Origin of the sequence: Enhygromyxa salina, assembly GCF_002994615.1 — a bacterium.
GTDB classification, from domain to species: Bacteria; Myxococcota_A; Polyangia; order Nannocystales; family Nannocystaceae; genus Plesiocystis; species Plesiocystis salina_A.
Genome location: NZ_PVNK01000149.1, coordinates 73,257 through 95,894, shown reverse-complemented (window position 1 = coordinate 95,894; position 22,638 = coordinate 73,257). Strand labels below are relative to the sequence as shown.

Here is a 22,638-nt window from a genome sequence, read left to right as displayed (position 1 = left end):
AGCTCGCGCCGAGCAGCTCGCCCCGCCCGCCCCGCTCGCCCGTGGACACGATCAAGCTCAGCTTGGCGATCATGGGCTCGCTGGCCCTGCTCGCCGCCGCGATCGCGGGTCTGATCTGGGCGCTAAGGGCGACATAGACTAAGGTTCCACATGTCTTCGGAACTGCGGGCGCTGTTCTCCAAGCTCGACATCTCGCTGCCGCTCGTGAGCCCGAGCGCGGCGTCGCTCGCTTGCGAGGATCCCTCGCGCGCCGAGCTCCTCGGGCACCTCGGCCAGGACGATCTCGAGACGGCGCTGGCCAAGGTCGGCGCGGCGACGCGCGCGTTCGAGTCGCTGCGCAGGGTCCCGGCGCCCGAGCGCGGCGCGATGGTTCGGGCCATGGGCGAGCGCCTGCGTCGATACAAAGATCCCCTCGCGATGCTCGTGTGCATCGAGGTCGGCAAGGGCATCGAGGAGGCCCGCGGCGAGGTCCAGGAGATGATCGACATCTGCGACTACGCCCTCGGGCTGTCACGGATGATCGGCGGCCGGACGATGCCCTCGGAGCGGCCCGATCACCGCATGTTCGAGCAGTGGCTGCCGCTCGGACCGATGCTGTGCATCTCGGCCTTCAACTTCCCGGTCGCGGTCTGGTCGTGGAACGCGGCGATCGCCCTGGTCTGCGGCGATCCGGTCGTGTGGAAGCCGAGCCTCGCGGCGCCCCTGAGCGCGCTCGCGGTCCACGGGCTGCTCCAGCCGGTCCTCGCCGCGGCCGGCCACGGCGACGCGATGCAGCTGATCATCGGCCCCGACGATCCGGTCGCCCACGCGCTGGTCGACGACCCGCGCCTGCCGCTGGTCAGCGCGACGGGCTCGTGCGCGATGGGGCGGGCCGTGGCCCCGCGGGTCGCCGCGCGCCTCGGTCGGACCCTGCTCTAGCTCGGGGGCAACAACGCGGTGATCGTCGATCGCAGCGCCGACCTCGATCTCGCCGTCCGGGCGATCGCCTTCGGCGCGGTCGGGACCGCCGGCCAGCGCTGCACGACCACCCGGCGGGTGTTCGTCGAGCGCTCCGTCGCCCACGAGCTGACGACCAAGCTGATCACCGCCTACGATCAGCTCGGCGAGCGGATCGGCGACCCCCGCGATCCCGACAAGCTCATCGGCCCGCTGATCGACGCCGCGGCCGTCGGCCGCTTCACCGCCATGGTCACCCAGAGCAAGAGCCTCGGGGCCGAGGTCCTCAGCGGCGGCAGCTCGATCCACAGCGCTGGCCACTACGTCCGGCCAGCGCTGATCCGCGTGCCCGACTCGCTCGGACCGAGCGAGAGCTTCCCGCCCATGCAGGTCGAGACCTTCGCGCCGATCCTGTATCTGCGCAGCTACCCCGACGGCGAGCTCGACGCCGCGATCGCGGGCCAAAACAGCGTCGAGCAGGGGCTGTCGAGCGCGCTGTTTAGCGACAGCGCCCGGGCGATCGAGCACTTCTGGAGCGCCCAGGGCAGCGACTGCGGCATCGCCAACGTCAACATCGGGACCTCCGGGGCCGAGATCGGCGGGGCCTTCGGCGGCGAGAAGGCGACCGGTGGTGGGCGCGAGGCCGGCAGCGACGCGTGGAAGGCCTACATGCGCCGCCAGACCTGCACGATCAACGGCGGCACCACGCTGCCCTTGGCCCAGGGCATCCGCTGGGACTGAGCTTGCCTTACCCCGGCTGCGCTGCCGGGTCTGCGGGGTCGGGCGGGCCCGCCAGCGCGCTCGGGACCAGCATGCTCGCGATGCTCGCGGGATCGGCGACGCCGTTGGCTGCGAAGTAGTTGTGGGCCGCGCGAGAGAAGCGCTTGGTCTCGCGGCCCTCGGTGACCGTGGCCAGGTGCCAGCGCACGCACGCGAGCTGGCACTCGATCCTGTGCTGATCGAAGAGCAGCTCGGCCTCGCGCCAGCGCTGCCGCGTCTCGCCCTCGTCGCCGGCGATCGAGCACAGCGCGGCCTCGTTGATCGCGGCCTCGCCGATGTAGAGCGGGACCTTGGTCCGACGCAGGCGGCGACAGACCTTGCGGACCTGGGCCCGGAGCTTGGCGTCGTTCGGCCGGCGCACGGCCACGACCGCCCAGCAGCGCCCGATCAGCTGATCGACGAAGCGCTTGACCACGGGGTTGAGCGCGACGCTCGAGCGGCTGACCGCGACGAGCAGCTTGTCGATCCGCTCGAGCAAGCGGTCGAGCTCGCCCTCGGCGAGGAGCATGAAGATCTCCACGCGATCGAGCATCAGCGTGGTGTAGTTGTAGCGGGTGTCGTCCCAGGCCTCTCGGCCCTTGTCGAGGTGGTAGCGGGCCTGGCCGAGGTCGCCGCGGTGGAGCTCGGTCATCGCGGCGTAGGCGTCGAGCTCGACGATCTCGCGCAGGTTTCCGCGCTCGCGCGCGGCCGCCAGCCACTGCGGCAAGTTGCGGTAGAGCTCGGCCCAGCGCCCGGTGATCACACACAGGCTCGAGTAGACGAGGACCGAGGAGAAGCGGATCCAGTCGGCCCCGGCGACGTCGTCGAGGCGCGGGAGCAGCTCACGCAGCTGGTCGGTCGCGTCGCTGAAGCGGTTGAGCGCGTAGTCGACGAGGTCGCGCTGGAGATCGATGGTCCGATCGAGCTCGACGTCGTTGGCCGAGGCCGCGAGCTCCCGGGCCTGGCCCGCGAGCTCGTGGACCTTGCCCTCACCACCGAAGCTGGCCACGATCAGCATCTCGTTGGCGAACATCGTCGCCAGCCGCCGGGGCTCCCCGGCGTCGAGGGTCAGGCGCAAGAGCCGGTTGTGCAGGACCCAAGAGTGGATCTCGAGGTGCAGGACCAGGCCCTTGTAGATCGTCAAGAGCGTGTCGATGTGCTCGAGCTGTGCCGCGGGCAGCTCGGCCTCGGGCCGGGCCCGATAGCCGAGCCCGCGCAAGGCCAGGCGCAGGCGCCCCCACATGAACATCCACATCGAGGTCCAAAAACCCCGCGGGGGCGACTCGCCGATCTCACGCAGGACCACGGCCGCGAGCTCGAGCCCCTCGCCGACGTGGCCAGCGTGGAGCAGCTGCTCGGCGGCCTTGCGCCGCAGGACCAGGCGCCCGCCCGGCCCGTCGTCCGAGGGCTCGGCCTCGTCGGCGAGCTCGCGCAGCAGCCGACCCGCCTCGCTCGAGCGGCCAAAGTTGACGAGCTGGCCCGCGAGCGCGACCCGCAGCCGGCGGCGGCGCGCAGGATCGGGGGCCTGGCCGCCCTGACCGCGGGTCGACACGGGCTGCTCGAGCAGGTCGAGCAGGCGCAGCACCCGACGGTAGAGCAGCACGGCGCGACCAAAGGCCAGGGCCTCGACGGCTTGCTCGGCGGCCTGCTCGGCGTAGGTGGCCGCGCGGACCAGCTCGCCCGCGCGCTCGAAGTGATCGGCGAGGGCGTCGGCGTCGCCGCCGAGGCGCTCGAGCGCCGAGCCGAGCTCGAGGTGGATCTGCTCGAGCTCGTCGGTCTCGAGCTCGCCGACGGTGACCTCACGGATGCGCCCGTGCGCGGCCTCGAGCAGCGGTCCGCTCAGCGTCCCGCTCGTGGCGCTGTCGTGGCTGCTGTCGAACTCGCCGCCGCGGCGCGTGAGCAGCCCGAGCTCACACAGCTTCTCGATGACCTCGCCGACCTCGGCCAGCTGATCCGACCACGAGGTCTCGGCCGCGTCGCCCTTGCTCCCGAACACCTCGCGGACCACGGCGATCGGCGTCGGCCCCCCCGACACGGCCACCGTCGCGAGCAAGCGCCGCGCCGCGGGTTCGAGCTGCACGATGCGCCGCGCGACGATCCGGTCGTCGCCGGACTCGCCCGCCTCGGCGTCGTCGTCGAGCACCATCTGACCGATGTAGAAGGGGTTGCCCTTGGCCCCGCGCGCGAACGCGTCGGCCCGGCGTCGGAGCTCCTCACGCTCACCGATCGAGCCGCCGTCTTCGACGCCCATCAGCGTCCACGCCAGCTCGCTGGCCTCGGCCCCGGACAGCGGACCGACGGCGAGCTCACGCACGTCACGGCCGAGCCGCGCCTCGGCCGAGGTCAGCTCGCGCAGCGCCTCGCCGAGGCCACCGCTGAGACCGGCCGAGCCGTCGGCGCCCGCCCCCGGCTCGGCCCGGAACGAGACCACCAACAGGATCGCCGGGGGATCGGGCGGTCGAAGCAGCGAGGTCAAGACCCGGGCGCCGTCGACGTCGGCCCACTGAAAGTCGTCGACGTGGATCAGCAGCGGCCGCGTTCGGGCGATCGAGCTCAGGACCTCGCGCAGCGCCGCGAGCCCGAGCCGGCGCAGCTCGGCGGGCTCGAAGCGCTGCTCCATGACCCCGTCGAGCCTCCACACGTCGCTGAGCACCGGGAAGATCTGAATCAAGGGCGCGACGTAGCGCGGACGCAGCTCGGCGACCTCGTCCTCGAACATCCGGTGGAGACGAGCGGAGAGCGAGTCGACGACGGAGTCGATGCCCTTGTAGGGCACCGACTCGCGCTCGAGGCAGCGACCGCGCAAGATCATCGTGTCGGTCGTGGCCCGGACCTCGGCGAGGAAGCTGCCGACGAGCGCCGACTTGCCGTAGCCGCTCTCACCGCTGACGTGGATCGTGACCGCCTCGCCCGTGTTGCGGACGTCCTGCAGCGCGCCGTTCAGGACCTCGAGCTCGGCGCGTCGGCCGACGAAGGGCGCGCGCCCCCGCCGGTCTCGACGCTTCGCGCTCGGGAGGGGCCTGCTGTGCTCGCTGGCGCCGAGGGCTCGGCTGGCGAGGCCGTCGAGGATCTCGTCACGCTGCGGCCGCTGGCTCGGGTCCTGGGCCAGCAAGCCGATGCACAGCTCGCGCAGCGCCGGCGGGATCCCGGACACGAGGTCGCTCGGATCGGGGATGTCTTCGTCTTGCTTGAGCAAGACGATCTCCATCGCCGAGCCGCGATAGGGCAGCACGCCCGTGAGGCACTCGAACAGCAAGACCCCGACGGCGTAGAAGTCGGTCGCCGACGACACCTGGCTCATGCTGGCCTGCTCCGGGGCCATGTAGGCGGGCGTCCCGAGCAGCTGCCCATCGCGCGAGATGCCCTCGTCCTCGTCGTGGAGCTCCGAGACCAGGCCAAAGTCGAGGAGCACGACCCGGCCCTCGCGCGTGACCAGGACGTTCGACGGCTTGACGTCGCGGTGGACACAGTCGGCGTCGTGGAGGTGCCCGAGGCCCGCGACCAGCTGCCGGAGCGCGCGGCCGAGACGCACGAGGTTGGGCAGCTCGCCGGCCCGCGCGCGCCGCCGCACGTACTCGACGAAGGGCAGCCCGTCGATCAACTCCATGGTGAAGAAGGCGGCGCCCGTCGGCGGCACGACGAGCTCACCGAGGCTGATCACGTTGCGGTGCGAGACGTCCGCGAGCGCGCGGAACTCTCGCTTGAAACGATACAGCAGCCGCGGCGTCGTCCGCGACAGGAACTTGATCGCGACCTCCTTCCCGGTCGTGGTGTGACGGGCCGAGTAGACCTCGCCCATGCCGCCGGAGCCGAGGTGACGCTCGAGCTCGTAGGGTCCGAGGCGCTGGCCCGGCTCGAGCCGCGCGGTCTCGTAGCCGCCGTAGCCCTCGGTCAGATCCGTGAGCGCGCCCAGTTGCGTCCCGGCGATGCTCCCCTCGTCATCAACGGTGGCACCGGCGCCGGCGGGCGTCGAGCGAGTGTCGAAATTGTGGCCGTGCTCGGACAACAGCTCCCAGTGAAACCATGGTACCCGGGTCTTCGGTTCCGATCAGTCGAATCCTCATGTTTCGTGGACCGAGAACAGAAACCCGCCATGGGCGCAAAGGTTCGAATCTGCGCGCTCCGCCAGTATTGACATACTGTCGCCGGCAAATTGTACAGACTTGATCTGCGTGGCATCATCTCGGCCCAAGGATGCCGCGGACCGCCGAGCCACTGATCCCCGTCCGCGTTCTCGGAACGAGCAGCGTCTTGCCCGGGCGTGCGGTCACAACGGCCGAGGTCTGTGAGCGCGCGTACCCCGGGCGGGATCCCGCCGAGCTCGTGGCCCGCACCGGGATCGAGACCCGCTGGTGGGCCGACCCCGAGACGACCCACGCCTCGCTGGCCGCGGAGGCCATGCGCGTCGCCCTCGACCGCGCGGGCATGGACGCGACGCAACTCCTGCGCCTGATCCAGGTCAACTGCACCGGCGGAGACATGCTCTTGCCGGCCACCGCCAACGCCGTCGGCGACGCCCTCGGGCTCCGCGGCAGCTGCGACTGCATCGATCTGAACAACGCCTGCACGGGCTTCCTCTCGGCCCTCGACATCGGCGCGCGCAGCGTGGCCACGGGGCTGCACCCTGTCGGGATCGTGGTCTCGGAGCTGTGGTCGCGCCACCTCGATCCGAGTGACCCGCGCTCCTACGTCGTGTTCGGGGACGCCGCCGCGGCGCTGGTCCTCGGACCCGGCCGCGGGCGCGAGGGCCTGCGCGCGTCCTGGCTGCGCAACGACGGTCGACTTCGGGGCAGCGTGACCCTGGCCCACGCGGGCCTGACCCACCAACCCGAGATCGTCCGCTTCGGCGTGTCCAACAAGCAGATCACGCAAGAGGCCACCAGCGCGATCCTGACCAGCGCGCGCACGGCCCTCGACCTCGCCGGGGTCACGATGAGCGAGGTCGACTGGGTCCTGCCGCACCAGCCCAACGGGCGCATGTTCGACATGCTCGCGCGCGAGCTCGACATCCCCGCGCACAAGCTGCTGCGCGTCGTCGGCGAGATCGGCAGCGTCGGGGCGGCCTCGATCCCCGTCAGCCTCGATCGTCTGTGGCGCAGCGGGAAGGTCCAGCCCGGCCAGCTCGTGCTCCTGGTCGCGGTCGGCTCGGGCATCAGCTACGGGGCGATGATCTACGAGGTCGGCGCGTGAGCCTGAGCGCTCGCCGCCCCTCTCGAGCTGCGACCGCGCACTGGCTCGCGCTCATGGCCGGGTGGCGGCGATGGTTCTCGTACACCGTCGAGGGCATGGACCACCTGCGCACCCACGAGTGCAAGTTCGTCGTCGGCTACCACGGGCGCCCGCTGGCCTGGGATCTGTTCATGCTCGGCGCCGAGATCCACCGCGAGCAGGGCTACCTGCCGCTGGCCCTGGTCCACCGCAACTTCATGAACTGGCCCTACCTGCGCTGGCTGACCGAGGGCCTCCAGTGGTCGACCGGCAAGGGGCCGACCCTCGACAACGCGATCCGCGAGGGCCGCCACGTCATCTTCGCGCCCGGCGGCGCGAGCGAGGGCCTGCGCCCGGGCTGGGTCCGCTACGAGGTCGACTGGCGCGGGCTCGGCTACCTCCGCCTGGCGATCTCGCGCGGCGTCGAGGTCGTGCCCGTCGCGGCCTCGGGCGTCGACGACGCCTACTTCGGGCTCTTCGACAGCGAGCGGGCCAAGCAGCGGCTGGCGATCAAAAACGGCGACGCCGCGCTGTGGGCCGGGCTCGGGCCGCTGGGTCTGTACCCGTGGTCGCCCCCCTTCCCCGCTCGCGTCCACCAGATCATCGGACGCCCGATCGTGCCCGTGATCCCCAAGCCCGAGCGCGCGTCGCTGCTCGGCGATCGCGAGGCCCTGCAAGCGCTCCACGAGCGGGTCCAGGCCCGCGTGCAAGAGCTCCTCGACCTCGCCCGAGTCCGGGCCGGGGTCACGCCCCTCGACCCACCATGGAACAAGCACCGCAAGACGTTGAGAACACTCGCTGGGCGCTGATGCTCGGCGCGACCTCGGGCGCCGGGGCCGCGATCTCCAAAGCCCTCGCCCACCAGCCCGGGCTCAACATCATCGGGCTGCACCGCGGCAACCACCCCGAGGGCGTCGCCGAGGTCAGCGCCGCGGTCGAGGCCGCCGGTCGCGAGATCCGCTGGCTCGTCGCCGACGCCGGCAAGCCCGAGCTGATCGACGACGAGGCCGACACGGTCCTCGCCACGATCGGGACCGAGTCCGTCCACATCATGGTCCACTCGATCGCCAACGCCTCGGTCGGGCTGCTCGCGAGCGGGCCCGAGGACCGCTGGATCCACCCCAAGCAGGTCGCCAAGACCTTCGACAGCATGGCCCACTCCTTCGTGTACTGGACCCAGGCCCTGCTGCGCCGCAACATGCTGGCCCCTGGCGCCCGCCTGCTCGCGCTCGACAACGCGATCAACGAGTCGCTGCTTGGCAACCTCTCGGTCATCGCCGCGTCCAAGGCCGCGCTCGAGACCTACGTCCGCCACCTCGCCCTCGAGCTCGGCCCCCGGGGCTACCGCGTCAACGCGCTCAAGTTCGGCACCGTCGAGTCAGCCGCGCTCGAGTGGATCTTCCCGGCCGAGGTCTGGGACCGGGTCAAGGCGATCCACGATCGGATGTTCCCGGCCGGGCGCATGAACACCATGGACGAGGTCGCGGCCTTCGTCTCGGTCCTCGCCGACGACGCCGGGTACTGGTTCAACAGCGCGATCATCGACTTCACCGGCGGGCAGATGCACGCCGTCTACCAGACCCTGATGAACGTGGTCATCGAGGGCGCGGCGAGCCCCGGGGGCCCCGCCGGATCCGGGGACGCCTGAGCCATGCGACGCGGCACCGCCCTGGTCACCGGCTCGTCGAGCGGCTTTGGTCTGCGGACCTGCGTGGCCCTGTGTGCCCGCGGGTTCAAGGTCTACGCGAGCATGCGCGAGCTCGGCCGCGCGGGTGAGCTGCGGCGGGCGCTGCAGGCCTCGGGCTTCGGCTCCGAGCGCGTCGAATTCGTGACCCTCGACGTGACCGACGCCGACCAGCGCGAGGCCCTCGTCGAGCAGATCCTCGACGCCGAGGGCGCCGTCGACGTGCTCGTCAACAACGCCGGGCAGATGCTCACGGGCTTCGCCGAGGAGCTCGACGAGGCGGCCCTGCGCGCGCAGTTCGAGGTCAATTTCTTTGGCCTGGTCCGCCTGACCCAGGCCCTGCTGCCCGCGATGCGCGAGCGTCGGCACGGGCGGGTCATCAACGTGTCGAGCATCGTCGGGCGCAGCGCGATCCCAGGCCACGCGGGCTACTGCGCCAGCAAGTTCGCGCTCGAGGGCTGGTCGGAGTCGCTGCGCTACGAGCTCGTGCCCTTCAACGTGTTCGTGTGCCTGGTCGAGCCGGGCCTGTTTCCAACCCAGATCTTCGCGCGCAACCGCAACCAGGTCGAGAGCGAGCCCGGCTCCGTCTACGGCCGCCTGAAGACGGGGCTCGACGCCGGCACCCGCCAGCTCCAAAAGCTGCTCGCCCGCGCCGACCCCGACGACGTCGCGCAGGTGATCGCCAAGCTCGCGCTGGCCGAGCGACCGCGGCTGCGCCACCTCGTGGGTGTCGACGCCTGGATCGGCGCGCTGGCCTCGGGGCCGGCGACCCAGGCCTGGTGGGAGGCGCGGATGATCCAGCTGTTTCAGCGCTGAACCACCGCCACCGCCACCGCCACTCCGCCGCCACCGCCCCGCCGCCGCGGTCGCTCAGTAGCGCATCCGCTCGGCGCCCGGCGAGGGCGGCCGCCCGATCGCGGCGTCGAGGGTCGCCTCGACGCGGTCGGCGACGCCCTCGATCACCGACTGACGCATCCAGTTGCGCGAACAACAATAATTGAGCTCCATGACCCCGCGGAAGCTCTGGACCCCGAGCACGAAGTCTGCGGCCGGGATCATCGCGAAGAAGCCGAAGGACTCGACCTCGACCCCCGCGGCCCGCTCGGGCAGCGCGACCCGGCCGAGGTTGCTGACGACCATCAGCCCGTCGAGCACGACCCGACTGACGCGCTCGTAGACGCCGGCCAGCGCCGTGCCCTCGCTCAGCTCGATGAGGTCGAGCAGCCGCCGCATCCCGGCGAGGGCGGGCACGCTGCGATAGGCCTTCACGATCCGTTGCATGCGCCTGGCCAGGCCCCAAAAGTCGGCGCCCGGGCCGACCGGGTGGTACGAGGTCGGCGCCCACGCGTAGATCCCGAAGTCGTCGCCGACCGAGGGCGTGAGCAGCGAGCGGATGTCGATCGGCGTGATGCAGCCGATCAGCCCGCGGGCGCCCGGGCCCTCGACGGTCACGAGCGCGTCGGCGCAGGCGACCGCCAGGGCCGACAGCACGGTGTTGTCGTGGGCGCGACAAGCCTCGACCAGCGCGCCCGTGCGCTCGGCGTCGATCCGACGGTGGACGAAGTCGATCGGCGCGGGCTCGAGCGGCGGCCGCGGCTCGGCGGGCACGCCCAGCGCCCGCGCCCGCAGACGCGCGAGCCGACCCCCTTCGAGGCGGGCCAGGAGCTCCTGCGATCGCTCGGCGACCAGCCCCCGCAGCGCGTCGGGCAGCCGCGGGCCGAGGGCCAGATCCCAGGGGCCCGTGGGCAGGTAGTCGTCGAAGCAGCTGCGCTCGCGCAGGGGCACCAGCCGCAGCTTTGGGTCCTCGATCACCCGCAGCACGTCGCGCAGCACGAACAGGCCCGAGCGGCCGTCGGCGTTGACGTGGTCGGTCGTGCAGATCAGCTCTGCGCCCGCCGAGTCGCGCACGAGCACGAAGCGGATCAGCGGGCCCTCGGCCGCCATCGGCGTGTTGAGCTCATCTCGCACGATCGCCCGCCAGTGGTCCTTCGACTCACGTTCGATCACGCGCAGCGGCACGGGCGGCACGTCGCGCTCGGAGAACCACGGCGTGGCGTCCCGCACCAGCTTGACGCAAAGAGCGGGGTGGCGACGCTGGACGGTCCGGATCGCATGCTCGACGCGCTCGACCGGCAGCGAGCCACGGCACCGAACCATGACCACCGGGTTCATCACGACCTGCTCGGCCATCGCGAGAAACAGGCGCTCGGAGGTTGTCAGGTAGCGGTTCAAGTTGAGCCCTCGGGCCGGCCCGCGGCCGGTGCCGCGTAGGATATACTCCTCCCGCCGCGCCGGGATCCCGGTCGCCGCGATCGCACTGGTGAGCCCGATTTTGGCCGACACGCTGACCACCCCCGACGAGACCTCACTGTCCCGCTTCTTGCTCACCTGTCCGATGCTGAGCGGGTTGACCGCGGACGCGCTCGAGCCCCTCGGCCAGGCGCTCACGCTGGTCCGCCACGACGACGGTGCGCGCCTGTTTTACGACGAGGTCCCCAACCGCGACGCTCCGCTGCGGATCCTCGTCCACGGTCACGCGACCTGGGATCCCGCCCACAGCAGCGACGACAACGGCGCCTGGACGCTGACCACCGGCTCCGTGTTCGGGCTCGGCGCGGTCAACGACTGGGCCGCGGAGGCCGGGCTCGACCGGACCTGGCCGCGCGCGGACCTCCCCATGATTCGCTGCCGCGCCAAGGGTCCGATCTCGACGCTCGAGCTCGCGCCCGATCGCTTCGAGGCCGTGTTCATGTCCAAGCCGGGCGGGGTCCTGCGCGACAGGCTGCTCGCGATGTTCCCGACGGTCGTCCACGGCGGGGAGATCGTGGCCGCGCTGCGTGCGACGCCGCAGTTCTCCCGCGTCAACGCGGTCGCGCTCTACCGCCTGCTCGACCTGGCCCCGACGGTGACCTACCAGCCGACGGCCAAGGACCCGGACCAGCCGCAGCAGCCCGCCGCTCCCCCTCCGGGCCTCGCGGTCGCCCCCGGCCCCGCGCTCTACTACGTCCTGCGCGGTCAGCTGCAGCTCGTCGTCGACGAGACCCTGCTCTCCTTCGGCGCTGGCGAGGTCGGCGGCTCCGACCTCTTCGCGGACGAGGGCGCCGCGACCCTGAAGGCGGCCACGGCCACGACCAAGGCCACGGCCGTGGTCGTGACCAAGGAGGCGGTGGCCGCCCTCAGCGGCTACATGCCTGGGTTCGCGCGCAGCCTCGGGCCCATGTTCAACGGCCAGCGGGTCAAGCCATGAGTGTGACGAGCCTGACCCCCGTCGTCCTCCGCGGCGCCATGACCATGGTCCTGGCCGACGCGACCGTCGACCACACGACCCTGCCCCTGCCCGGGGTGGTCGAGGTCCTCGCCGACACGATCCGGACCGAGCTCGATGATCTGACCTGGGTCCTGCACGTCGTCTGGGACGTCGGCCTCCCGCCGCCGACGACCCCGCCCACCTACATCCGCGTGCCGCCGGGGACCCCCAACCTGACCCCGGTGGTCCACGCCGAGCTCCAGACTTTTTGTCAGGACTGGGGCATCGCCTTCGACCAGATCCTGATCGAGGCCAGCGGCGTCAACCCCAACGGAGCGCGCAACGCCGAGCTGTGGTGGGCGATGACCGGGCTCGACTGCACCGCGAGCGTCGACTACCTGTTCGACGACCCCGAGGTCTGGAACGACCTGCCGCTGACCCTCGGCCTCCTGCCCGCCGACGTCAACCAGCAGCCCGTCGCGCTGCTCGGGCCGATGCCCGAGGCCCAGCTCGTGCGCACGCTGCTGATCGAGCTGATCCAGATCGTCAACTCGGCCAACCCGGCCAACTCGCTCCAGGTCTGGATCCAAGACGCGATCGCAACCCACCGGTTCCGACGCTGGCTGCGGCGCTGGGTCGCGGTCGTCTCGCAGATCTACAGCTCGACCCGCTTCATGCCGAGCGCGTGGCCGCTCCACGCGCTTCGGCTCCGCTTCGAGGGTGACCCGAGCGTGCCCGTGCCCGTGGTCGAGGACAACGTGCGCAGCTTTGGTCGCTGGGCCCGCGGGGTCACGGCCCGGCGGGTCGGCGTTGCGATCGGCGGGGCCGGGGCCCAGTCCTACGTCGGCATCCCCTTCATCGAGCAGCTCGAGGACGCCGGCGTCCCGATCGACCTCCTCTCGGGCTCCAGCACCGGCGCGTTCATCGGGGCCTTCTACGCCGCGCTCGGCGATCGCGGCCTCACGCGGATGCTGCTCAACTCCAACACGATCGGCTGGGGCGTGTTCTTTGCCCTGGTCAACAACATCCCGCTGACCTGGTGGCTGGCGTGGGCGACCCGCTTCGTCGATCTCAGCGAGCTCGGCCAGCCGACGATCTCGGTCTCGAGCATCGCCGACACGGGCGAGACCAACCACCAGACCACCGGCCTCGCGGGCAAGAGCCTGATGGCCAGCGGCTCGCTGCCGCCCTTCGTCGCGACCTACATCGGCAACACCCGGCTGCTCGACGGCGGCCCAACCCAAGACCTGCCGACCGCGATCCTCAACGCCGCCGGGGCCCAGCTGGTGATCGCGGCCCAGCCCATCCCCAAGGTCGCCTCGATCCCGCGCCTGCCCGACGAGGTCCCGGTCCCCTTCCTGACCAAGTGGGCGATCACCCTCAACCCCTTCGTGCGCAGCCTCGACGCCTATCGCGCCTACCTGATGCTCTTTCGTCAGGCGGCCCTCGGCGAGGAGCAGTACGCGCAGGTGTTCTACAACGCCACGACCCGGTTCTCGAGCGCAGGCTCGTGGTACGCCGGCCCCCGCATCGCCCACGAGGCCGCCAACTCGCAGGCCCTCAAAGACGCGATCATCGAGGCCCAAGCGCACTGGCAGCTCTTGCTGACTGACGGGGCCGGGCGCGTCCGCATCAACCGCAGCACCAACCTGGTCGAGATCGGCCCGGCCGTCGACATCGGCTTCGAGCTCGCGCCCGACGGCTCCTGGCGGCTCAGCGGCGACGCCGAGCAGGTCCTCGCGGCCGTCGGGGCCTACATCGCGAGCGGCTACGCGAGCGCCCTCGAGGTTGAGCTCATCAACGTCCCGCCGCCGCCGCCGGCCGACTACCAGCCGCTGTTCGAAGCGGCGACCGGGCTCGCCGCCCCCCAGATCACCTACACCACCACCGCCACAATCCCCCCCACCGACCCAAGCTTCGCCCTCGCGGTCGCCCCCTGAGACACGGCCATGGACAACCCCCAGCTCCACGCAGTTCACCAATTCCTGAAGTCACAGCTGACCGAGGCGAGCGATCTCAGCCTCGACGGCATGCGGACCAACCTCGACAACGTCGGTCGGCTCGCGCCCCCGCTGCCGGGCGTGACCCGCGAGGTCGTCGACACCGGGGTCGTGCGCTCGGAGTGGATCCGGCCCGCGGACGCCGACGAGGGTCGGGCGATCCTGTTCGTCCACGGCGGCGGCTACATGCTGGGCTCGGTCGACTCACACCGCGATCTCATCAGCCGAATCGCGGTCGCGGCCAAGGCTCCAGCCCTCGCGATCGAGTACCGCCGGGCGCCCGAGCACCCCTTCCCCGCCGGCCTCGACGACACCCTCGCCAGCTACCGCTGGCTCGTCGGCCCCGGCGGCTACGCCCCCGCCAAGGTCGCGCTCGTCGGCGAGTCGGCCGGCGCGGGCTTGCTGCTCGGCGCCGCCTTGCAGATCCGCGACACCGAGGGCCTCGACAGCCCCGGCGCGCTCGTGTGCATGTCGCCGTGGACGGATCTGACCCTCAGCTCCAGCTCGCTGGCGACCGTCGAAGACCCGTCGATGAAGGCTCCCTACGTGGCGATGATGGCTCAGGCCTACCTCGCCGGCCAGGACCCCAAGACCCCGGGCGCCTCGCCGCTGCACGCCGAGCTCGCCGGGCTGCCACCGATCCTGCTCCAAGCTGGCGCGGCCGAGGCTCTGCGCGACGACAGCGAGCGCTTCGCCGAGCGCTGCAAGGAAGCCGGCGTCGACGTGACCCTCGAGCTGTGGGACGACATGTTCCACGCCTTTCAGCTGTGGGCGGCGATGCTCGACGAGGCCAAGCGAGCGATCGAGGCGGTCGGCGAGTTCACCCGCGCGCGCACCTCGTGACCCCAGCGCACGGGTCACGCGACGGCCGCGCGCCGACGCAAAACACGCACAGTGCATCGAGGCCCGTTTCGCGCGACGATCTCGAGCCGTGACCGCGAGCGCACAGAGCAAGGGCGCGAGCTTGCTCGTCGTCGACGACAACGAGGACAACCTCGACATGCTCAGCCGTCGGCTCCGGCGCCGCGGCTACGAGGTCGAGGCCGCGCGGTCGGGTATCGAGGCCCTCGACGCGATCGACGCGCGCCGCTTCGACGTGATCCTGCTCGACGTGATGATGCCCGGCGTCAACGGGCTCGAGGTCCTCCAGAAGGTCCGCCAGCGCTTCTCGAAGACCCAGCTCCCGGTCCTGATGGCGACCGCGCGCGGCGACAGCGAGGACGTCGTCGAGGCCCTGCAGCTCGGGGCCAACGACTATGTCGTCAAGCCCCTCGACCTCGCCGAGCTCGTCGCCGCGCTCGAGGTCGCGCTCGGCCACTCGACCGGCGCCGAGCGAAGTATCCCGTAGGGGAGTCGACCCCCTGTCTTCTGGCTGAGAACCAGAGATACCAATCAGTCAATCAATACCCGAGGCGGGAATCGAACCCGCTCCATTGCATTGAAAATGCAACATCCTACCAATGGACCACTCGGGCCAAAGCATCGGCCACATGGCCACATTCACGATAGAGGGCCCGGTGGGACTCGAACCCACGTACACCGGTTAACAGCCGGTAGCTACACCTCTCAGCTACGAACCCATCGACGACACACTGCCGTGATCGCTCGCGCGCGGGGTCTGGCAGATCACCCCCGGTCTACGAACGATCCAGCTCGCACGGGCCGCTGCGCTCGCGTTCTCGCGGCGCATGTTCTCGCCCGTGCGGCTCAATATTTCGCGTCCGGTCCATGACCAACTCCAACGCCCACGGGATAGCCGAGAAAATCTCGGGGTCAAGCCAGACGGCACAAAAAGGGTAAGCTCCCGAGACCGTGCGCTGGCTCGACCGTCTCCTGTCCCGCGAGGGGCCCTACGTCGCGCGGCAGATCGCCGAGCTGCGCGCGACCGACAGCCGCGTCGAGCTCGCGGGCGAGGTCGAGGCCCTCGAGCTGCTCCGGGACCCGGTCGACGACGAGCCCGCGGTCGTCCTCAACTACCGCGCGCGTCGGCCCGGCGTCGCGCAGCGCTACTTCGGCATCCACGGGTCCGAGGGCGAGATCGAGGCCTACGAGGCGACCAATTTCGTGCTCCGCGACGCGAGCGGCGCGGCGCTGATCCAGGTCGAGCGCGGCGGCGATGTCGGCCAGCTCCACGCCAAGCTGCGCGAGCAATTCGGCGTCGACCTCCAGGCCTCCGTCGAGCAGGTCGGCCCCGGCGACCGCGTCCGGGTCCGCGGTCGCCTCCGCGCGCACAGCGTCGGGGGCTCACCGCACCGCCGCGAGCCCTGGACCGTCGTGGTGATCCTCGACGAGCTCGAGGACGCCTGAGGGGCGAACTGCCAAATCCCACGAGCAGCGATTTGTCAAAAACCTGTGATCTGATCTCAGACCAGGCACAATTGGCGGCGCGGGCCTCAGCGGCCCGCGGAGCTTCAGGATGCGACTGCAAATTCCGAGTCTGGTGTGCGCCCTCGGCCTCATGGCCCCGTCTCTCGCCCTCGCGTGGGGCCCCCCCGATGACGGCGACAGCGGCGCAGAGCCGGAGGCATCGGGTGATGCGGGCGTCTCTGGCGGGGTCTCGCTTGGGGGCGAGAGCGACGCAGAAGCCGACGCCAGTGGTGCAGCCACCTCCCCCACAAATGACCAGGATGACCCCGCGAAGGTCGAGCAGGTCGAGCAGGTCGAGAAGTGGAACCCGCGCAGCGACCGGCCCTGGATCAAGCGCTGGGCCCCCGAGCCCCACATGCTCGAGCTCGGCGTCTACGGCGGCGTGTTCCTCCTCAACGGCTCACACGAGCTGTTCGAGCCCGACTTCACCCAGCCAATGCAGGGCTGGCAGCCGCTGCGCAAGCTCAACCCCGATCTCGGCGCGCGCTTCGGCTACTACCCGATCCCTTACTTCGGCGTCGAGGCCGAGGGCGGCGTGATGCCGAGCAAGCTCGACGACGGCAGCGGCGTGGTCCCCTTCACGGTCCGCGGCCACGCGGTCGCGCAGCTCGGGCGGTGGAGCGTGACCCCCTTCGTGCTCGTCGGCGCCGGAATGCTCGGCGTCAACACCAGCGGACCGCTGGGCAGCGACATCGATCCGGCCCTCCACTTCGGCGGCGGCGCGAAGATCTACCTCAACCGCTGGGTCATGCTCCGGCTCGACCTCCGCGACGTCGTCAGCCACCAGCGAGGCGTCGACAACACCTTCATCTCGCACAACCTCGAGGCCCTGCTCGGCCTCTCGATCACCCTCAACCGCAAGAACGAGCCCCAGGCGCGGCCCGAGCAGCCCGAGCTCGCGCCCAGCGACCGCGACGGTGACGGCTTCCTCGACCCCGACGATCAGTGCGTCGACGAGCCCGAGACCGTCAACGGCTACCAAGACGACGACGGCTGCCCCGAGTCAGACCGCGACGGCGACGGCTTCTGGGACGACCAGGACAGCTGCCCCGACGAGGCCGGGGTCGCTCCCGACGGCTGCCCGATCAACGACACCGACGGCGACGGCTTGTTCGACGACGTCGATCAGTGCATCGACGAGCCCGAGACCGCCAACGGCTTCGAGGACGAGGACGGCTGCCCCGACGAGCTCCCCGACGAGGTCAAGCGCTTCACCGGCAGCATCGAGGGCATCACCTTCGAGACCGACAAGGCCACGATCCAGCGCAGCTCGATCAAGACCCTCGACGAGGCTGTCCGGATCCTTCAGCAGTACCCGAGCATCCGGATCGAGATCGCCGGCCACACCGACAGCCGCGGCAAGCCCGACCACAACATGAAGCTGTCCCGCGAGCGCGCCGACTCGGTCAAGACCTACCTCGTGGGCATGGGCGTCAGTGAAGATCGGATCACGACGGCCGGCTACGGTCCCGACAAGCCGATCGACACCAACGAGACCCGGGCCGGTCGCGCCAACAACCGCCGGATCGAGTTCCAGGTCAAGACCGGGAGCGACTGAGTCGCGCCCAGCACCGCGCCGCAGCGGTACGAGGCCTGAATCAAGCGCTGCCCCCTCGACTCAGGCCTGCGGGGGCAAAAAGAACCCGAGCCCCCATTTTAGGGGGCCACACACCCGACTGCGAAGCTCATCCCAGCCCACCGAGCACGCGACCGGCCGCGCAGCGGCCGTGCGTGGCAAAGTCGCAGATGGTCGGGGGGGTCAAAAAGAACCCAAGCCCCCTTCTAGGGGGCCACACAAACGACTGCGAAGCTCATCCCAGCCCACCGAGCGACCGAGCGCAGCGAGGACGCGACCGGCCGCGCAGCGGCCGTGCGTGGCAAAGTCGCTGACGCCTGTGGGGGTCAAAAACAGCTGCCTGTGGGGGGTCAAAGGAACCCGAGCCCCCTTCTAGGGGGCCACGCACCCGACTGCGAAGCTCATCCCAGCCCACCGAGCGACCGAGCGCAGCGAGGACGCGACCGGCCGCGCAGCGGCCGTGCGTGGCAAAGTCGCTGACGCCTGCGGGGGTCAAAAACAACCCGCCACACAAACGACTGCGAAGCTCATCCCAGCCCACCGAGCGACCGAGCGCAGCGAGGACGCGACCGGCCGCGCAGCGGCCGTGCGTGGCAAAGTCGCTAATGGTCGGGGGGGTAAAAAACAACTCAACTCGCAGTCCCAGCACGCGCGTAGCGCTGGAGCTTGCGGTAGAGGGTCTTGCGGTCGAGACCCAGCGTCTTGGCCGCGAGGCTCTTGTTCCCACCGACGACCTCCATCACGTGGAGGATGTAGCGGCGCTCGATCTCGGCCAGCTCGGCCAGCTCGGAGGGATCGTCGCTGCCGACGACCAGCTGGGCGCGGCTGTGGGTCCGCACACGCTCCGGCAGATCTTCGACCTCGATCTCGGCGCCGCGGCCGAGGGCGACGGCGCGCTCGATGCAGTTGCGCAGCTCGCGGACGTTGCCCGGCCAGCTGTAGGCCATGAGCCGCTCGGCCGAGCCCGAGCTGAGCCCGGCGACCTCCTTGCCAAAGCGCGCGGCGTAGCGCTCGAGAAAACTCTGGGCCAGGAGCAGCACGTCGCCCCCGCGAGCGCGAAGCGGCGGCACGTGGATGTGGATGACGTTGACGCGGAAGAACAGATCCTCGCGGAAGCTGCCGTCCTCGACCGCGGCCTCGAGATCCCGGTTGGTCGCGGCGACCAGCCGGACGTCGACGTCGCTCTCTTTGTCGGAGCCGACCGGCCGAACCTTGCGCTCCTCGAGCGCGCGCAACAGCTTGGGCTGGACCTGGAGCGGGATCTCACCGATCTCGTCGAGGAACAGAGTCCCACCCGTGGCCTCGACGAACAGCCCGGCCCGGGATTTACGGGCGTCGGTGAACGCGCCTTGCGAGTGGCCAAAGAGCTCGCTCTCGAGCAGGGTGTCGGGGATCGCCGAGCAGTTGACGGGGACGAAGGGCGCGCCCCGACGGACGCTGCGACGGTGCAAGGCGCGAGACACGAGCTCCTTGCCCGTGCCGCTCTCGCCCGTGACCAGGACCGAGGCGTCGGTCTCGCCCGCGCGCGCGACCAGATCGTAGAGCTTCTGCATCGGCGCGCTGGTTCCGAGCAGGCCCTCGAAGCCCCGCTCTTCCGCGACGATCTCGCGCAATTTTTGCACTTCGCGCTGGGTGTCCTGCTCGCGAACTACGCGGTCGAGCCGATGGACCAGCGCCTCGATGTCGAGGGGCTTGAGCAGGTAGTCGTAGGCCCCGGCGCGCAGGGCGGTGACCGCCGACTTGATGCTCGAGAAGGCCGTCATCACCATGACCACGAGGTTCCCGCGCTCGGACACGACCCGGGAGCAAAAGTCGAGCCCGCTCATGCCCGGCAGGTTGATGTCGGTGATGATCATGTCGTGCGCCGCGACCTCGAGCATCTCGAGCGCGCGCTCGGCCGAACCGCAGACCTCGACCTCGTAGCCCCCGCCCTCCAGCCCGGCCTCGAGCAGCGCCAGCAGGTCGACATCGTCGTCGACCACCAACACCCTGGCCTTGCTCCGTGCACCTGGTTCCCTCATCCACTCGTTTATGACAGCGGACATTGACGGGTGACAAGTACAATGACGCCGACGCCAAGCTCGAACTCCAGGTTCGGGCCGGCCGGGCGACTCGCTGCTGGTGATGCACGCCCGCGGACGGCATACTGCGGCGCAGTGACGTCCTCGAGCGGCGAGCAGGCCCGGGTTGGCGGCGAACCGGACCGCGACCCGGTGACTATCGGTGCGCCGGAGCGCGCGGACGGGGCCGCGCCGAAGCGCGCCGATGAGGACGCGCCGAAGCGCGCGCACGGACCGACCGACGAGCTGCTCGAGGCCATGCCCAATCGCGCGGCCCTCATCGATCGAGATGGCCGGGTAGTCGCTGCCAATCGCGCCTGGCTGTCACCCACAGCCAACGAGCAGCCCGACGCGCCCGCCTGGCGGCCGATCGGCAGCCACTACCTCGCCGGCCTCACTCCAGGGGGCCCGACCGACGAGATCGGTGCGTTCGTGGCCGGCGTGCTCGAGGTCCTCGACGGTCGGCGCCGTCGCTACGAGAGCGAGGTTCCCCGCGACGGCCCCCGGGGCCGGACGTGGTTTTTGATTCAGGTCAGCGCCGTCGACCGTGCCGAGCGCCTCGCGCTGATCACGGAAGAGGACGTGAGCACGCGGCGACGCGCCCAGGAGGCCCTGGTTGCGAGCGAAAACCGCCTGCGCACGATCATCACGGGCGCGCCGATCGTCCTGTTCTCGATCGACCCCGACGGGATCTTGTCGCTCTTCGACGGGCTCGGAGCGGCCGGCCTCGGGGTCTCGCCCGAGCGCGTCATCGGCCGCTCGGTGTTCGAGGTCTTCGCCCACGTGCCGCAGCTGCTCGGCGCGGTGCGCAAGGCGATGACGGGCGAGACCACGCTCACGACCGCGCCGATCGGCCGCCTGACCTTCGAGCTGCGCTGTTCGCCAGCGGTCACGAGTGACGACCGGCTCGAGGGCGTGGTCGGGATCGCAACCGACATCACCGAGCGCGCCCGCATCGAGCGGCTCAAGAACGAGTTCGTGTCGATCGTCAGCCACGAGCTGCGGACACCGCTGACCTCGATCCGCGGCTCGCTCGGGCTCCTCGACGGGGGCGTGGTCGGCGAGCTCGAGGCCCGGACCAGCAGCCTGGTCAAGATCGCGCTGAGCAACACCGAGCGGCTGATTCGCCTCGTCAACGACATCCTCGATCTCGACAAGATCGAGACCGGCAAGCTCGAGCTGCGCAACGAGTTCCTCGACCCGGTCGCGCTCGCCAACGAGGCCATCGCCGAGATCTCTGGCTACGCCGAGGAGTGCGGCGTGACCCTGGTCCGCGAATTCGAGCCAGCCTCGGAGCTGCGGGGTGACCGCGATCGCCTCCTGCAGGTGCTGATCAACCTGCTGTCCAACGCGATCAAATTCTCGAAGTCCGGCGACACGGTCTACGTCGAGCTCGACGAGGTCGCGACCGGCACCGTGCGCTTCTCGATCCGCGACGAGGGCCCCGGCATCCCCGAAGATCAGCTGCCCAAGCTGTTTCGGAAATTCTCCCAGCTCGACGAGTCCGACACCCGCTCGGCCGGGGGCAGCGGCCTCGGCCTCGCTATCTCCAAGGCGATCGTCGACGCCCACGGCGGGGTGATCGGGGTCGAGAGCCAGCCCGGGGTCGGCTCTCGCTTTCACTTCGAGATCGGTGAGACCGAGCGCGAGCGGCCGCTGCGTCGGTTTCGGGCCGAGTCGAGCCCCTTTCGCAAGGCCCGGCGCGCGCGCGTCGAGGGCCAGCGCAGCAACCCGGTCCTCGAGCTCGTCGACGGCGCGGTCGTGCTGATCGGCTCGAGCGGGGGCGACCACGACCGCGACCTCGCCCGCGAGCTCCACCGCCAGGCCACGAGCCTCGCCCGCCGCCGCGGGCTGCCCGTCCCCGTGCGCTCGAGCCTGATCCGCGTGGCCTCGGCCCTGTCCAACTTCGTGACCAGCTCCGGCGCCGCCGAGGACCGCGAGCAGCGTCAAGCCCTCGCCGAGGCCCTGCGGACCCTCGAAGACGAGGCCCAGCGCGCCTTCTGACCACCTCCTTGCCTCCTGCGTCCTGCCTCCCTCCCCCTCCCCTTCGCTGACGGAGCCACCGTGGCCGAGATCAACTCCATCCTCCTCGTCGACGACGAACCCGACATCCGCACGATCGCCGAGATGAGCCTGTCTCAAGTCGGCGGCTGGAAGACCATGCTGGCCTCGTCGGGGGCCCAGGCCCTCGAGCTCGCGACCGCGAACAAACCGGACGTCATCCTGCTCGACGTGATGATGCCCGAGATGGACGGGGTCGCGACCTTCAAGGCGCTCGCGGCCATGGCCGAGACCCGCAACATCCCGGTCATCTTCATGACCGCCAAGGTCCAGTCCCACGAAAAAGAGCGCTACGTCGGCTTCGGCGCGGCCGGGGTGATCCCCAAGCCCTTCGATCCGATGCAGCTGCCCAAGGAGATCCGCAACATCCTCGACCAGCCCGTCGAGCAGCGCGGGCGCAACCGCCTCGCGGCCCTGCGGCGGCGCTACTCCGAGGGCCTCGGCAGCAAGATCGACGGGCTGCGCGCGGCGATCGAGCACGCCCACGCGGCCGACGAGGACAAGCGCAAGGCCGCCGTCGACGCCGCCCACCGCATCGCCCACACGCTCCACGGCACCGCCGGGACCTACGGCCACGCCGAGGTCTCGCGGGCGATGGCCGAGATCGAGCTCGCGCTCGAGCGTCTGCTCGAGGATGAGGTCGAGAACGAGGACGAGTGCTGGCGCCTGGTCGAGGTCAACCTCGAGCGCGCGACCCGAGAGATCGACTGAGGCACGCCTTCGGCACCCGCCCTGCTTGG

General features: G+C 70.6%; 15 protein-coding genes, 2 tRNA genes and 1 pseudogene. 13 read left to right on the top strand and 5 right to left on the bottom strand.

Annotated features, from left to right (window positions below; genetic code table 11):
• The first annotated feature begins 150 nt into the window (after positions 1-150).
• Positions 151-1,677 (top strand): annotated as a pseudogene (locus ENSA5_RS39205) (aldehyde dehydrogenase family protein).
• Positions 1,678-1,684: 7 nt separating this feature from the next.
• On the opposite strand, the gene ENSA5_RS16270 reads toward ENSA5_RS39205, so the two are convergent.
• Positions 1,685-5,701, bottom strand: a complete 4,017-nt coding sequence (locus ENSA5_RS16270) for a serine/threonine-protein kinase (RefSeq protein ID WP_106392575.1) — start codon at positions 5,699-5,701, stop codon at positions 1,685-1,687.
• A 245-nt stretch (positions 5,702-5,946) separates the two neighbouring features.
• Between ENSA5_RS16270 and ENSA5_RS16265 the strand changes: the two genes are divergently transcribed.
• From ENSA5_RS16265 to ENSA5_RS16250, 4 genes are read left to right on the top strand one after another with little or no spacing between them, the layout of a single operon-like run.
• Positions 5,947-6,885, top strand: coding sequence for a 3-oxoacyl-ACP synthase III family protein (locus tag ENSA5_RS16265; RefSeq protein WP_308726551.1), 939 nt, complete (start codon positions 5,947-5,949; stop codon positions 6,883-6,885).
• Between the two features lie 53 nt (positions 6,886-6,938).
• Complete coding sequence (locus tag ENSA5_RS16260; protein WP_106392574.1) at positions 6,939-7,712, top strand: lysophospholipid acyltransferase family protein; 774 nt, start codon at positions 6,939-6,941, stop codon at positions 7,710-7,712.
• Positions 7,667-8,551 (top strand): SDR family NAD(P)-dependent oxidoreductase, encoded by an 885-nt coding sequence (locus ENSA5_RS16255; protein WP_106392573.1) that lies wholly within the window; start codon positions 7,667-7,669, stop codon positions 8,549-8,551. Before ENSA5_RS16260 ends, ENSA5_RS16255 begins: the two co-directional genes overlap by 46 nt.
• A gap of 3 nt (positions 8,552-8,554) precedes the next feature.
• Positions 8,555-9,403, top strand: a complete 849-nt coding sequence (locus ENSA5_RS16250; protein ID WP_106392572.1) for an SDR family oxidoreductase — start codon at positions 8,555-8,557, stop codon at positions 9,401-9,403.
• A gap of 54 nt (positions 9,404-9,457) precedes the next feature.
• Here the strand turns inward: ENSA5_RS16250 and ENSA5_RS16245 are convergent, their stop codons facing one another.
• A complete protein-coding gene (locus ENSA5_RS16245; RefSeq protein ID WP_146155760.1) occupies positions 9,458-10,819 on the bottom strand; it encodes a phthiocerol/phthiodiolone dimycocerosyl transferase family protein in 1,362 nt (453 codons plus the stop codon).
• Positions 10,820-10,907: 88 nt separating this feature from the next.
• Here ENSA5_RS16245 and ENSA5_RS16240 point away from each other — a divergent pair, with 88 nt between their 5' ends.
• From ENSA5_RS16240 to ENSA5_RS16225, 4 genes are all read left to right on the top strand, one after another.
• Positions 10,908-11,834, top strand: a complete 927-nt coding sequence (locus tag ENSA5_RS16240) for a hypothetical protein (protein WP_146155759.1) — start codon at positions 10,908-10,910, stop codon at positions 11,832-11,834.
• A complete protein-coding gene (locus tag ENSA5_RS16235) occupies positions 11,831-13,774 on the top strand; it encodes a patatin-like phospholipase family protein (RefSeq protein WP_146155758.1) in 1,944 nt (647 codons plus the stop codon). The genes ENSA5_RS16240 and ENSA5_RS16235 overlap by 4 nt, the downstream gene beginning before the upstream one ends.
• Before the next feature lie 9 nt (positions 13,775-13,783).
• Positions 13,784-14,677 carry an alpha/beta hydrolase gene (locus ENSA5_RS16230; RefSeq protein ID WP_106392568.1) on the top strand — a complete coding sequence of 298 codons (894 nt, stop codon included), beginning with the start codon at positions 13,784-13,786 and terminating at the stop codon, positions 14,675-14,677.
• An 88-nt stretch (positions 14,678-14,765) separates the two neighbouring features.
• Positions 14,766-15,182: a response regulator transcription factor gene (locus ENSA5_RS16225; RefSeq protein WP_106392567.1), complete on the top strand. Its 417-nt coding sequence runs from the start codon at positions 14,766-14,768 to the stop codon at positions 15,180-15,182.
• Positions 15,183-15,238: 56 nt separating this feature from the next.
• On the opposite strand, the gene ENSA5_RS16220 is transcribed toward ENSA5_RS16225, so the two are convergent.
• Positions 15,239-15,309 (bottom strand) — tRNA-Glu (locus ENSA5_RS16220).
• 34 nt (positions 15,310-15,343) lie between these two features.
• Positions 15,344-15,414, bottom strand: a tRNA-Asn gene (locus tag ENSA5_RS16215).
• A 232-nt stretch (positions 15,415-15,646) separates the two neighbouring features.
• Between ENSA5_RS16215 and ENSA5_RS16210 the strand changes: the two genes are divergently transcribed.
• Positions 15,647-16,141, top strand: coding sequence for a hypothetical protein (locus ENSA5_RS16210; RefSeq protein WP_106392566.1), 495 nt, complete (start codon positions 15,647-15,649; stop codon positions 16,139-16,141).
• Positions 16,142-16,292: 151 nt separating this feature from the next.
• Positions 16,293-17,759 (top strand): OmpA family protein, encoded by a 1,467-nt coding sequence (locus ENSA5_RS16205; RefSeq protein WP_181197814.1) that lies wholly within the window; start codon positions 16,293-16,295, stop codon positions 17,757-17,759.
• A gap of 647 nt (positions 17,760-18,406) precedes the next feature.
• On the opposite strand, the gene ENSA5_RS16200 is transcribed toward ENSA5_RS16205, so the two are convergent.
• Positions 18,407-19,798: a sigma-54-dependent transcriptional regulator gene (locus ENSA5_RS16200; RefSeq protein WP_106392564.1), complete on the bottom strand. Its 1,392-nt coding sequence runs from the start codon at positions 19,796-19,798 to the stop codon at positions 18,407-18,409.
• A 135-nt stretch (positions 19,799-19,933) separates the two neighbouring features.
• On the opposite strand from ENSA5_RS16200, the gene ENSA5_RS38900 reads away from it, so the two are divergent.
• Entirely contained in the window at positions 19,934-21,841 is a 1,908-nt protein-coding gene (locus ENSA5_RS38900) for an ATP-binding protein (protein ID WP_219906803.1), read from the top strand.
• A gap of 60 nt (positions 21,842-21,901) precedes the next feature.
• Positions 21,902-22,609, top strand: coding sequence for a response regulator (locus tag ENSA5_RS16190; protein WP_106392562.1), 708 nt, complete (start codon positions 21,902-21,904; stop codon positions 22,607-22,609).
• Positions 22,610-22,638 lie beyond the last annotated feature (29 nt).